This window comes from Acidimicrobiales bacterium (assembly GCA_035630295.1).
In the GTDB taxonomy this organism is placed as follows: domain Bacteria; phylum Actinomycetota; class Acidimicrobiia; order Acidimicrobiales; family Iamiaceae; genus Iamia.
Genome location: DASQKY010000051.1, coordinates 25,444 through 38,631, shown reverse-complemented (window position 1 = coordinate 38,631; position 13,188 = coordinate 25,444). Strand labels below are relative to the sequence as shown.

The following is a 13,188-nucleotide window of genomic DNA, read 5'->3' as shown; positions in this document are numbered from 1 at the left end:
CCGTGTCCACCGACGTGACCTGGCACGGCGGGGAGGTGGGCCGGGACGAGCGGCCCCACCGGGGGGCGACGGTGTGGCTGACCGGCCTGTCGGGGTCGGGCAAGTCGACCGTGGCCGTGGCCCTGGAGCGCCTGCTGGTGGCCCAGGGGCGACCGGCCTACCGCCTGGACGGCGACAACCTGCGGCACGGCCTCAACGCCGACCTCGGGTTCTCGGCCGCCGACCGGGACGAGAACGTGCGCCGGGCCGGCGCGGTGGCCGTTCTGCTGGCCGACGCCGGGGTGGTGGCCCTGGTCCCCCTCATCTCCCCGTACCGGGCCGGCCGGGCCCGGGCCCGGGCCGCCCACACGTCGGCCGGGGTGCCCTTCGTGGAGGTGTTCGTGGACACCCCCATCGAGCTGTGCGAGCAGCGCGACCCCAAGGGCCTCTACGCCAAGGCCCGGGCCGGCGAGATCACCGGCTTCACCGGGGTGGACGACCCCTACGAGGCCCCCGAGGCCCCCGAGCTGCGCCTCACCCCGGCCGACGGCGACCCCGCCACCCAGGCCGCCGCCGTCCTGGCCCGCCTGACGCCTCTGCTCTAGTCGGCGAAGACGGCCCGGGTGTGGGCGGCGAAGAACGTGTGATCGTGGCCCTGGTGGGGGTCCTCGGCGTTGTACCGGGCCCGCGCCGAACCGTCGGGGAGGGTTTCCTCCGGGTAGATGGCGCCCACCGGGCACACGTCGGGCTGGTAGCAGGCCGTGCAGGAGGTGCACTCCTCGGTGTTCACGTAGAGGATGCTGTCGGCGAAGACGGCGATGGCGTCCGGATCCGGGGCGTGCGTGTTCTCGACGGTCCCGTTCCCGGCCTCCTCCTCGGAGAACAGGACGCCGCCCGTCGGGTCGTACTCGTAGATGCACTGCACGGGGCACACGTCGACGCAGGCTCGGTCCTTGGTGTCGATGCAGGCCTCGGTGATGATGGCGATGCCGGACATCGGACCTCCGCAGCGTCAGGGACGGGCCGTGGCGACCAGGTCGTCCTCGGCGGCCCTACCCCGGAACCCCCGTGTCACACGGAGGGGGCTCGGCGGGGCAGGCGGAGGATGCGGGCGTCGTGGGGGTCGAGCACGCCCAGGTCGACGCGGGTGCCCCGGACCGGGAGTCGGGCACCGGTGAGGGCCTCGACCACCTCGTCGGGCCGGGCGAGGCCCAGGCGGTCCCACTCCGGGCCGTCGAGGGTGACGGTGACCGCGGCCGGCGCGTCGCCCCAGTGGAGGTGGCCGACCAGCACCTCGTCGGCCTTGGTCGAGACCAGGCGCTCGGGCTCGGACCGGGCGAACAGGTCCACCACCCGGCAGTGGCCCCCGGACAGCTCGTGGGCCAGGCGCAACAGGTCGAGCCGCTCGGGAGGCACCAGGTCGAGCTGGTCGGACGAGACGATCATCCCGTCGGTCAGGGCCACCGCCGCGACCAGGAACCGGACCTCGGCCTCGGTCAGGCGGGTGCGGTCGGTGCGGACCATCACGCAGTCGGGGTCGTTGGCCCATAGGTGCCCGTGGAGGAAGGCTCGGGTCACGGTGTTGCGCATGGCGATGCGGGTGCTGAGGCCGCCCTGGTCGCTGAACGCCCACCGGGTCACCCGGCCGCCCCAGGTGGGAGCCACGTCGGTGCCGACGCGCATCCCGTCGACCACGCCCACCGCCGGGCCCAGGGGCAGGCCGCAGCCGACGAGCAGCGCGTCGTGGCCCGCCCCCCGGCGGACGGCGTCGAGGGCGGCCCGCAGGGCCTGGGCCCGGGTCGAGGCCGGGTCGTGGCGCACCCCGGGCAGGGCCGCGGCGTAGCAGAAGTCCAACTTGAGCACCCGGTAGCCCCAGTCGACGGCCAGGGTGCGGGCCACCTCCTCCAGGTGGGCCTGCACGTCGGGTCGGGTGCAGTCCAGGACCCACTGGCCGTGGCGCCGGTTCCAGGTCGGGTTCCACAGGGCGGTCACCGGGTCGCCGGCCTCGTCCCGCAGCAGCCACTCGGGGTGGGCCCGGGCCACGTCGCTGCCGTGGTCGGCCAGGAAGGGGGCCAGCCAGAGGCCGGCGTCGCGCCCGGTGGCCCGGATGTCCGCGGCCAGGGCGGCCAGGCCCGAGGGGAACTTGCCGTTGGTGGCCAGCCAGTCCCCGATGGCCATCTGGTGCCCGTCGTCGACCATCACGTAGCCCAGGGGCACACCGGCGGCCACGGTGTCGGCCGCGGCCAGGGCCCGCCGCACGTCGGCCTCGGTGACCTTGGAGTAGTGGTAGTACCAGGAGCACCAGCCGTGCGGGGGCCGGGCCGGGACCCGGGCCCCCTGGGCCGCCCCCAGGGCCGCGGCCCACCCCTCCAGCAGGTCGACGGGGTCGGGGCCGTCGGCCACCAGCAGGTCCTCGGTGGCCAGCGTGGTGCCGGGCTCGGCCGTGGCCCCGTCGAACCGGCAGGTGGCGGCCAGGGTCGCCAGCTCGGCCCGGGTGGCACCGCCCTCGGCCGGGAGGTCGACGGCCAGGTCGATGACCGACAGGCAGCGGGCCCCGCCCACGAAGCCCAGGACCAGGCCGCCCCCGCCGTCGAGGTCGGCCAGGCCGGCCACCAGCTCGCTGCGAAACCGGCCCGGCTCCCCGCCGCGGGGGGTCCCGGGGTCGACGGTGGTGCGGCGGATGGCGAAGAGCCAGGGGTCGGGGTCGGCCTCGTCCATGCGGAACGACCGGGCGTTGGACCACGAGCTCCAGCCGTTGCGGTACAGCGACCACGACCCCGGCCCGGCCCCGAGCTGCAGGCCCGAGGGTCCGCCGGCGGCCAGCACCGTGGTGTCGTCCAGGCGGACGGGGAGGTCGCCGAGCACGGTGACGGCCAGCCGCAGGAGCAGGCCCCGGGCCGGGCCCGGGGCCGGGCGGGTCGACAGGACGACGCGGAGGTGGTCGTCCTCGGCCGTCCACGGCCCGTCGGGCGGGCCGTCCAGGGCGGTGGGCGCCAGCTCGGCCGCCCGGCCCTCCACCCGGTAGGTCACCCGGGGCCGCGTGGCCCGCAGGGTGGCCACGTCCCCGACCAGGTCGACGGCGCCGTCGCGGGCCTCGGCTCTCACACGGGCCGACGCTACCGCCCTCGGGCGGCTCGCTTCTGAGGCGCCAGAGCACGTGATCGTGCGCGCTGGCGCCTCAGAAGCGAAGGGGGCGGGTCGCGGGGCGCGAGGCTGGGCCGGTGAGCGAGGCGCCCGTGGTCCACCTGGTGGCCAAGACCCACCTGGACGTGGGCTTCACCGCCCCGGCCGCCGAGGTGGTGGCCGGCTACGTCGACCGCTTCATCCCCGCCGCCCTGGCCCTGGGGGCCGAGCTGCGGGCCCGGGGCGGGGCCGAGCGCTTCGTGTGGACCACCGGGTCGTGGCTGGTCCACACGTTCCTGGAGCGGGCCGACCCGGCCGGGCGGGCCGCGGCCGAGGCCGCCATCGAGGCCGGTGACCTGGCCTGGCACGCCCTCCCCTTCACCACCCACACCGAGCTGTGCGACCCGGGCCTGGTCGAGGCCGGCCTGGCCATCGCCGCCCGCCTCGACCACCGCTTCGGGCGCCGCACGGTGGCGGCCAAGCTGACCGACGTGCCCGGCCACACCCGGGGTCTGGTGCCCCTGCTGGCCGGGGCCGGGGTCGAGCTCCTCCACGTCGGGGTCAACCCGGTGGCCACCGTGCCCGAGGTGCCCGCCTGCTTCCGGTGGCAGGCCCCCGACGGCTCCGAGGTCACCGTCGTCTACCAACCCGGCGGCTACGGCGACCTCACCGAGGTGCCGGGGTGCCCGGACCGGCTGGCCTTCGCCCACACCGGCGACAACCTGGGCCCCCCGTCGATCGACGAGGTGGTGGCCTCGTTCGCGGCCTTACGGGCCCGGGTGCCCGGCGCCGAGGTGCGGGCCTCCACCCTCGACGCCTTCGCCGCCGCCCTGCGCCCCGCAGTGGCCGGGTTGCCGGTGGTGACGGCCGAGATCGGCGACACCTGGATCCACGGGGCCGGCTCGGACCCGCAGAAGGTGGCGGCCTTCCGGGAGCTGCTGCGCCTGCGCCGGTCGTGGGCCGCGGCCGGCATGGTGGCCCCCGACGACTCGCGCCTGCGGGTCTTCCACGAGAACCTGCTGCTGGTGGCCGAGCACACCTGGGGCCTGGACGAGAAGACCCACCTGCCCGACCGGGAGCGGTGGGGACGGGCCGACCTGCCCGGGTTGCGGGCCGAGCCGCGGACCCGGGCCTACGAGGCGTCGTGGGCCGAGCAGCGGGCCTACGTGGAGGCCGCGGTGGAGGCCATCGACAGCGAGGGCCTGCGCCGCTCGGCCCGCTCCACCCTGGCCGCCCTGCGCTCCCCGGTGCCGGCCTACGCCGCCGGGGAGCTGGTGCCGCCCGGCGAGCCGGTGGTGCTCGGGTGCTGGGAGGTCGGTGTCGATCCCGTCACCGGCGCCGTGGCCCACCTGCGGGACCGGGTGACGGGCCGGGTCCTGGCCGACACGTCCCACCCCCTGGGCCTGCTGGCCCACCAGGCCTTCTCCGGTGCTGACTACGCCCGCTACCGGGCCGCCTACGTGCGTGCCCGGCCCGAGGACGAGTGGTGGGCGGTGGAGGACAACACCAAGCCCGGCATCGACACGTCCGGCGCGGTCTCCGCCTGGTGGGAGCCCGAGGTCGGCACCGTCCACGTCGGCCGCCGCTGGTCGGCCCGAGACGGTGGGCCTGCGGCCGGTGGCCAGGATCCGGTCGCGACCGGTCCCGGCGCTCGACGGGTCGAGGCCCTCGTGGTGCGGGCCCGGCTGCCGGAGGAGGCCGTCACCCGGTCCGGGGCACCGGCCGAGGTGGCGCTGGTCCTCACCGACGCGACCCCGGACGAGGGGCCCTCGACCCTGGGCGTCGAGCTGCGGTGGGAGGGCAAGCCGGCCAACCGGCTCCCCGAGGCGACCTGGTTGGGGTGGCGGCCGGCCGGCGTCGACCCGGAGGCGATGGTGCTGGACAAGTTGGGCCAGGACGTGTCGCCCCTCGACGTGGTGCCCGGCGGCGGCCGCCACCTCCACGCCGTGGGGGAGGGGGTGCGATGGCCGAGCGTGGAGGGCACCGTGGCCCTCCGCACCCTCGACGCCCCGCTGGTGGCGCCGGGCCAGCCCCGACTGCTCGACCCCGACGCCGGTCCGTTGGACCTGGCCGCCGGGGTGTGGGTCGGCCTCCACGACAACGTGTGGGGCACGAACTTCCCCATGTGGTCCGAGGGAGCGGCCCGATTCCGTTTCGCGGTGGCCTGGGAGCCGGCCGCCCCCTGACGACCGTCAGGCGGAGCCCGGCCCGGCGCCGCCAGGCCACCGCGAACGTCTCGGCCAGGACGTCGTCGGCGGCCTCGGCCGACGGGCACCGACGTCGGGCGTAGCGCCAGACGTCGTCGGCGTGCTGGGTGCGTCCTCCTGTGGCGGGGCGCCGGACCGGGGCCCCTCGTCCGAGGGGATCCGGCGTCGATCGGCCCGGCGCCGATCAGCGGGCCAGGGGCTTGTACTTGATGCGGTGGGGCTGGTCGGCGGCGGCGCCCAGCTCCTTGCGGCGCTGGGCCTCGTACTCGCTGAAGTTGCCCTCGAACCACCGGACCTGGCTCTCGCCCTCGAAGGCCAGGATGTGGGTGGCGATGCGGTCCAGGAACCAGCGGTCGTGGCTGATGACCACGGCGCAGCCCGGGAACGACTCCAGGCCGTCCTCCAGGGCTCGCAGGGTGTCGACGTCGAGGTCGTTGGTGGGCTCGTCCAGGAGGAGGACGTTGCCTCCCTCGGAGAGCACCTTGGCCAGGTGGACGCGGTTGCGCTCGCCCCCGGACAGCACGCCCACCAGCTTCTGCTGGTCCGAGCCCTTGAAGTTGAACGAGGCCACGTGGGCCCGGCCGTTGACCGACCGGCCCCCGATGACCATGTCGTCGCGGCCGCCGGTGATCTCCTCGTAGACGGTCTTGTCGGCATCCAGGCTCTGTCGGCTCTGGTCCACGTCGGCCAGCTGCACCGTGGGGCCAACCTCGACGGTGCCCGAGTCGGGCTCCTCGGCCCCGGTCAGCATGCGGAACAGGGTCGTCTTGCCCACGCCGTTGCCGCCGATGACGCCCACGATGCCGGCCTTGGGCAGGGAGAAGCTGAGGTCGTCGATGAGCAGCCGGTCGCCGTAGCCCTTGGACAGGTGCGAGACCTCGATGACCTTGTCGCCCAGCCGGTCGCCGGCCGGGATGGTGATCTGCAGGTCGCCGCCCCGGCCCTCGGCCTCCTTGGCCTCGGCCAGCAGCTTGTCGTAGGCGGCCAGGCGGGCCTTGCCCTTGGCCTGGCGGGCCTTGGGGGCCATGCGCACCCACTCCAACTCCCGGGCCAGGGTGCGGGACCGCTTGCTGTCGGCCTTGTCCTCCTGGGCCAGGCGGGCCTGCTTCTGCTCCAGCCACGACGAGTAGTTGCCCTCGAAGGGCAGGCCCCGGCCCCGGTCCAGCTCCAGGATCCAACCGGCCACGTTGTCCAGGAAGTACCGGTCGTGGGTGATGGCCACCACGGTGCCGGCGTAGTCGCGCAGGAAGCGCTCCAGCCAGGCCACCGACTCGGCGTCGAGGTGGTTGGTGGGCTCGTCCAGCAGCAGCAGGTCGGGCGACGACAGCAGCAGGCGGCACAGGGCCACCCGGCGCCGCTCGCCGCCGGACAGGGTGGTGACCTCGGCATCGCCGGGGGGCAGGCGCAGGGCGTCCATGGCCACCTCGATGGTGCGGTCCAGGCCGTTGGCCCCCTTGGCCGCCATCTCGGCCTCCAGGCGGGCCTGCTCCTCGCCGATCTTCTCGTAGTCGGCGTCGGGGTCGGCGTACTTGGCCAGGCAGGCGTCGTAGGCGGCCAGCAGCCCGGCCACCTCGGCCGCGCCGTCCATCACGTTGCCCTTCACGTCCTTGGCCTCGTCCAGGTGGGGCTCCTGCTCCAGCAGGCCGACCGAGAAGCCGGGGGTGAGGCGGGCGTCGCCGGTGAAGTCCTGGTCGACGCCGGACATGACCCGCAGCAGCGACGACTTGCCGGCCCCGTTGGCCCCCAGGACGCCGATCTTGGCCCCCGGGTAGAAGGACAGGCTGATGTCCTTCAGGACCTCCTTGTCGGGCGGGTGGAACCGGCCCACCTTGTGCATCGTGTAGATGAACTGCGCGCTGCTCATGAGGGGGACGACGCTACCGGTCGCCGCCGGCAGCGCCGTAGGCCGCCGGGCGGGCCCGGTGCCGCCGGCCGGCTGTGCCATGGTGGACGGGCGAGAGGAGAGCCGGACATGAGCGGCACGCGTGCCCGACGGAACCCGTGGGCCAGCCTGGTCGAGAGCCTGCGGGTGGACCTGCGGATCATGGTGCGGCACCTGGTGGTCAACGCCGTCGGCGGGGCGGTGTGGATGCCCCGGGCCGGGCGGGTGGTCGTCTACCGGGCGGCCGGCATCCGGGCCCTGGGGGCCAACCTGCTCCCCGGCTCCCGCTTCACCGGCACCGACGTGGTCATCGGGGCCGGCACCTTCGTGAACGGCGAGTGCTACTTCGACGTGGGCCGGGGCCGGCTGCGGATCGGGCGGGACTGCAACCTCGGCCCCCAGGTCGGCCTGTTCGGCATGACCCACGACCTGCGGGACGACGGCGGCTACGACCGGCGCTCCCGCCACGCCCCGGTGACGGTGGGCGACCGGGTCTGGATCGGGGCCCGGGCCAGCATCCTGCCCGGGGTGACGGTGGGGGACGGGTGCGTGGTGGCGGCCGGAGCGGTGGTCACCGCCGACTGCGAGCCGGGCGGCCTCTACGCCGGGGTGCCGGCCCGCCGGGTCCGTGACCTGAGCCCCGGGTCCGCCGCCAACCACCCCTGACCAGGGCCGGACCGCCCCCCTCGGGCGGGTGGGGACGGTCGGTAGGCTCGGCCCCGATGCCTGAGGACACCGCACCGCCGTCCGACACCCTCGGCCCCAACGCCTGGTTGGTGGACGAGATGTACGAGAGCTTCGCCGAGGACCCGTCGTCGGTGAGCGAGAGCTGGCGGGAGTTCTTCTCCGGCTACCAGCCCGCCGGGCCGGCCGGCTCCGAGGCGCCGGCCGCCTCCGGGTCCGGGGGCGCCGACGCCTCCGGCACCGCTGCCGCCCCCTCCGAGGCCCCGGCCAACGGGGCCTCGGCCCAGGCCCCGCCGGCGCCTGCCGGCACCACGGTCCTGAAGAAGGCCGACACGGCCGAGGGTGACGGGCCGAAGGGGGACGGCGCCAAGGGGTCCGGCGCCAAGGGGTCCGGGGCCAAGGGGTCCGGGGGCAAGGCCGACGGCGCCAAGGAGGCCGGGGGCGCCCCGGCCCCCGCGCCTCGCGGCGAGCCGCTGCGGGGGGCGGCGGCCCGGATCGTGGCCAACATGGAGGCCAGCCTGGGCGTCCCCACCGCCACCAGCTTCCGCGAGGTCCCGGCCAAGCTCCTCGAGGTCAACCGCAAGGTCATCAACGGCTACCTGTCCCGCACCCGGGGTGGCAAGGTCAGCTTCACCCACCTCATCGGCTACGCCGTGGTGCGGGCCATCGCCGATGCCGTGCCCGCCCTCAACGGCACGTTCGTCGAGGGCCCCGACGGCACGCCCCGCAAGGTCAGCAACGAGCGCGTCAACCTGGGCCTGGCCGTGGACCTGGAGAAGAAGGACGGCAGCCGGACCCTGCTGGTGCCGGTCATCCGGGGGGCCGACACGCTCGACTTCGCCGGCTTCTGGGCCGCCTACGAGGACATGATCCGCAAGGTCCGCACCGGCAAGCTCTCGCCCGACGACTTCGCCGGAGCCACCGTCACCCTCACCAACCCCGGCACCATCGGCACGGTCCAGTCCGTGCCCCGGCTCATGCCCGGCCAGGGCGCCATCGTGGGCGTGGGCCGCCTGGACTTCCCCACCGCCTTCCAGGGCGCCGATCGGGCCGCCCTGGCCGACCTGGGCGTGTCGAAGGTGATGACCGTCACCTCCACCTACGACCACCGCATCATCCAGGGCGCCGAGTCGGGCCTGTTCCTCAAGCGGGTGCACGAGCTGCTCACCGGCGAGGACGGCTTCTACGACGGTGTCTTCCGGTCCATCGGCGTGCCGTACGAGGCGGTGCGGTGGCTGCAGGACACCAACCCGGTGGACAAGGAGGAGTCGACCCTCCAGAAGCAGATCCACGTCCAGACCCTCATCAACATGTACCGGGTCCGGGGCCACCTGATCGCCGATCTCGACCCGCTGGCGGCCAAGGAGCCGCACATGCACTCCGAGCTGGACCCGGCCAGCTACGGGCTCACCATCTGGGACCTCGATCGGGAGTTCCTGACCGACGGCCTGGCCGGCAAGGACCGCATGGTCCTGGGCGACATCCTGGGCGTGCTCCGCAACGCCTACTGCCGCCGCATCGGCATCGAGTACATGCACATCCAGGAGCCCGACGAGAAGGCCTGGATCCAGGAGCAGGTGGAGGGAGCCTCGACGTTCCTGCCCCCCGAGGACCAGCGCCACATCCTGGACCGGGTCAACGCGGCCGAGGCCTTCGAGAAGTTCCTGGGCACCAAGTACCTGGGCCAGAAGCGCTTCGGCATCGAGGGGGCGGAGTCGGCCATCCCCATCCTGGACGCCATCCTGGAGCGGGCCGCCTCCTTCGCCCTGCACGGGGCCATCATCGGCATGGCCCACCGGGGGCGCCTGAACGTCCTCACCAACATCGTGGGCAAGTCGCTCGACAAGCTGTTCACCGAGTTCGAGGGCTACATCGACCCCGACTCGACCCAGGGCTCGGGCGACGTGAAGTACCACCTGGGCCAGACCGGCACCTTCACCTCCCGCCTGGGCCACGAGATCACCGTCGAGCTGGCCGCCAACCCCAGCCACCTGGAAGCGGTGGACCCGGTGGTGGTGGGCATGGCCCGGGCCCGGCAGGACGTCATCAACGACCCCCGGGCCTTCTCGGTGCTGCCGGTGCTGGTCCACGGCGACGCCGCCTTCGCCGGCCAGGGCGTGGTGGCCGAGACCCTCAACCTGTCCAGCATCAAGGGCTACCGGGTGGGCGGCACCATCCACCTGATCATCAACAACCAGCTCGGCTTCACCACCCCGCCCGACGCCGCCCGCTCCTCGGAGTACTGCACCGACGTGGCCAAGATGGTGCAGGCCCCCATCTTCCACGTGAACGGCGACGACCCCGAGGCCTGCGTGCGGGTGGCCCGCCTGGCCTACGACTACCGGCAGCGCTTCCGCAAGGACGTCGTCATCGACATGGTCTGCTACCGCCGGCACGGCCACAACGAGGGCGACGACCCGAGCTACACCCAGCCCCTCATGTACAAGCGCATCGACGCCCGCCGCTCGGTGCGCAAGCTCTACACCGAGGCCCTGGTGCGGCGGGGCGACATCAGCATGGAGGAGGCCGAGGCCGCCCTCGACGACTTCTCCGGGAAGCTGGCCGGGGCCCTGGAGGAGACCCGCTCCCACGCCCCCGAGACCGAGGTGCGGGCCAGGCCGCCGGCCCCGGCCCGGGGCGTGCTGCCCCACGTGCAGACCGGCGTCGGCTCCGGGGTCATCGACCGAGTCTACCAGGGGCTGTCCACCCGGCCCGAGGGCTTCACCGTCCACCCCAAGCTGGCCAAGCAGTTCGCCACCCGCGACCAGATGTTCGAGGGGGGCGAGGTGGACTGGGCCCTGGCCGAGGCCCTGGCCTTCGGTTCGCTGCTGCTGGAGGGCACCAACATCCGGCTGGCCGGGCAGGACTCGCGCCGGGGCACCTTCTCCCAGCGCCACAGCGTGCTGGTCGACTACGAGACGGGGGCCGAACACGCTCCCCTGGCCCACCTGAGCTCCGAGCAGGGCAAGATCTGGATCTACGACTCGCTGCTCTCGGAGTACGCGGCGGTGGGCTTCGAGTACGGCTACTCGGTGATCGCCAGCGACACCCTGGTGCTGTGGGAGGCCCAGTTCGGCGACTTCGTCAACGGCGCCCAGATCATCCTGGACCAGTACTTCTCAGCCGCCGAGGACAAGTGGGGCCAGCGCTCGGGCCTGACCCTGCTCCTGCCCCACGGCTACGAGGGCCAGGGCCCCGAGCACTCCTCGGCCCGCATCGAGCGGTTCCTGAACCTGTGCGCCGAGGACAACATGCAGGTGGCCAACGCCTCGACCTCGGCCCAGTACTTCCACCTGCTGCGGCGCCAGATCCACCAGGAGGTGCGCAAGCCCCTGGTGGTGTTCACGCCCAAGTCGCTGCTGCGGGCCCGCTCGGCCCGGTCGTCGGTGGGCGACCTCCTCTCCGGCTCGTTCCACGAGGTGCTCGACGACCCGGGCGTCCCCGACGCCGACGCCGTCCGGCGGGTGGTGTTCTGCAGCGGGAAGGTGAGCCACGACGCCCTGGCCAAGCGGGACGAGCTGGGCGTGCCCGCCGCCGTGGTGCGGCTGGAGCAGCTCTACCCCTTCCCGCGGCGGCGCATCCGCGAGCTGCTGCAGCAGTACGGCGGGGCCACCGAGGTGGTGTGGCTCCAGGAGGAGCCCGACAACATGGGCCCCCGCTCCTTCGTGGGCGAGCGGCTGTGGCCGCTGGTGCCCGAGGGCACGACCTACCGCGAGGTGTCCCGGGTCGGCTCCGGCTCGCCGGCGGGGGGCAGCCACGCCATCCACGTGCAGGAGCAGGAGGAGATCCTGGCCCGTGCCTTCGAGGGCCTCTGACCCCGACCGAGGGCGGGTCGAGGCCCGCCCACCCCGGGGGCCGTTGCGGGTCATCGGCCTGCTGGCCGCGGTCACCGTCCCGTTGGCGCTGGCCGCCGCCGTCCTGGGCGACGGCGTGCTGGGCCTGGTGGGGCTGGCCAGCGCGGCCTGGGCCGGCTCGCTGGCGTACCTGGGCTGGACGGCTCGGGCGGTGGCCGACGCCGAGGGGGTGGAGGTGCGCTGGATGCGCACCACCCAGGTCGTGGACTGGGCCGAGGTGGCCGCGGTGGAGGTCGACCGGGCCGGCCCCGGGGGCATGCGCCGGGGGGTGGTGCTGATCCGGCGCGACGGCGGCCGGCTGCGCTGGATCCCGTGGATCCCGTTCCTGTGGTTCGCCCACCGGGCCTCGGTGGCCAGTGCCGGGGAGCTGGGCGACCTGTTGGGCCGGCTGGACGTGGGCCTGGACCTGGCCGACCCCGACGCCCCGGCCGACGATCGCCCGTCGTGGACCCGGTCCCGGGAGAAGTAGAACGTGTTCCAGTTCGGGGTAGGGTCGGCGCCGTGACCGACGACGCCACCGACCAGGCCCTCGACGGCTCCGCCTTCGCCTCGGCCCAGGCCGGAGGGGTCATCGACACCTTCCTGGCCATGCCCGACACCCGGGAGAAGCAGGCGGCCAAGTACGACCGCATCCGGGCCCTGGCCAACGACGAGGGCACCCAGGCCATGGAGATGCCGGCCCAGTACATGTTCAAGGGGGTCCCCACCTTCGAGGGCGACGAGGTCGACGACCCGGTGCGCACCGTGCTGGGGGAGATGGCCCGCCACCGCATCTCCACCTTCGTGGTCGGCGTGCACGAGAACGAGCACTCCCGCCGGGCCGTGCGCGAGCACCCGCAGCACTTCGCCGGGATGCTCGACGTCGACCCCAACGAAGGGATGGGGGCCCTGCGGGCCATCGATGCCGCGGTGGAGGAGTGGGGCGACTCGCTCAAGGCCGTTCATTGCTGGGGCACCGGCTGCATCCCCCAGGTGCCGTTGGACGACAAGCGCATGTGGCCCATCTACGCCAAGTGCATCGAGATCGGGCGGCCGATCATCGTCTACGCCGGCGTGCCCGGGCCCCGCATCCCCATGGCCCCCCAGCTGCCCATGCTGCTCGACGAGGTGTGCTGGTTCTGGCCCGAGCTCCAGGTGGTGGTGCGCCACGGCGCCGACCCGTGGACCGAGCTCATGGTCAAGCTGCTGCTCAAGTACCCCGGGCTCCACTACTCGACCAGCGCCTTCGCCCCCCGCTACTACCCCGACGACATCGTCCGCTTCGCCAACACCCGCGGGGCTGAGAAGGTGCTCTACGCCGGCTACTACGCCTCGGGCCTGACCCTGGACCGCATCTTCTCGGAGCTGCCGTCGGTGCCGTTCCGCGACCACGTCTGGCCCCTGTTCCTGCGCGACAACGCGGCCCGGGTGTTCTCCATCGCGCCCGCGGCCCCGCCCGACCCGCCGTCCTGACCGCGAC

Annotated in this window: 9 protein-coding genes; 6 read left to right on the top strand and 3 right to left on the bottom strand. The window is 74.0% G+C overall.

Features of this window, described 5'->3' with window-relative positions:
• Positions 1-2: 2 nt before the first annotated feature.
• A complete protein-coding gene (cysC, locus tag VEW93_14300; GenBank protein HYI62960.1) occupies positions 3-584 on the top strand; it encodes an adenylyl-sulfate kinase in 582 nt (193 codons plus the stop codon).
• Here cysC and VEW93_14295 read toward each other — a convergent pair.
• Positions 581-976: a hypothetical protein gene (locus VEW93_14295; GenBank protein ID HYI62959.1), complete on the bottom strand. Its 396-nt coding sequence runs from the start codon at positions 974-976 to the stop codon at positions 581-583. The two genes, cysC and VEW93_14295, sit on opposite strands and share 4 nt — an antisense overlap.
• A 74-nt stretch (positions 977-1,050) precedes the next feature.
• Entirely contained in the window at positions 1,051-3,084 is a 2,034-nt protein-coding gene (locus tag VEW93_14290; protein ID HYI62958.1) for a glycoside hydrolase family 36 protein, read from the bottom strand.
• Positions 3,085-3,200: 116 nt separating this feature from the next.
• On the opposite strand from VEW93_14290, the gene VEW93_14285 reads away from it, so the two are divergent.
• Positions 3,201-5,288, top strand: a complete 2,088-nt coding sequence (locus VEW93_14285; GenBank protein ID HYI62957.1) for a DUF5054 domain-containing protein — start codon at positions 3,201-3,203, stop codon at positions 5,286-5,288.
• A gap of 205 nt (positions 5,289-5,493) precedes the next feature.
• On the opposite strand, the gene ettA is transcribed toward VEW93_14285, so the two are convergent.
• Positions 5,494-7,173: an energy-dependent translational throttle protein EttA gene (ettA, locus tag VEW93_14280; protein ID HYI62956.1), complete on the bottom strand. Its 1,680-nt coding sequence runs from the start codon at positions 7,171-7,173 to the stop codon at positions 5,494-5,496.
• A gap of 108 nt (positions 7,174-7,281) precedes the next feature.
• Between ettA and VEW93_14275 the strand changes: the two genes are divergently transcribed.
• From VEW93_14275 to VEW93_14260, 4 genes are read left to right on the top strand one after another with little or no spacing between them, the layout of a single operon-like run.
• On the top strand, positions 7,282-7,857 hold the full coding sequence (locus tag VEW93_14275; protein ID HYI62955.1) for an acyltransferase: 576 nt from the start codon (positions 7,282-7,284) through the stop codon (positions 7,855-7,857).
• Positions 7,858-7,913: 56 nt separating this feature from the next.
• A complete protein-coding gene (locus VEW93_14270) occupies positions 7,914-11,690 on the top strand; it encodes a multifunctional oxoglutarate decarboxylase/oxoglutarate dehydrogenase thiamine pyrophosphate-binding subunit/dihydrolipoyllysine-residue succinyltransferase subunit (protein ID HYI62954.1) in 3,777 nt (1,258 codons plus the stop codon).
• A 43-nt stretch (positions 11,691-11,733) separates the two neighbouring features.
• Complete coding sequence (locus VEW93_14265) at positions 11,734-12,198, top strand: hypothetical protein (GenBank protein HYI62953.1); 465 nt, start codon at positions 11,734-11,736, stop codon at positions 12,196-12,198.
• Between the two features lie 32 nt (positions 12,199-12,230).
• Positions 12,231-13,181 carry an amidohydrolase family protein gene (locus VEW93_14260; GenBank protein HYI62952.1) on the top strand — a complete coding sequence of 317 codons (951 nt, stop codon included), beginning with the start codon at positions 12,231-12,233 and terminating at the stop codon, positions 13,179-13,181.
• Positions 13,182-13,188: the final 7 nt, after the last annotated feature.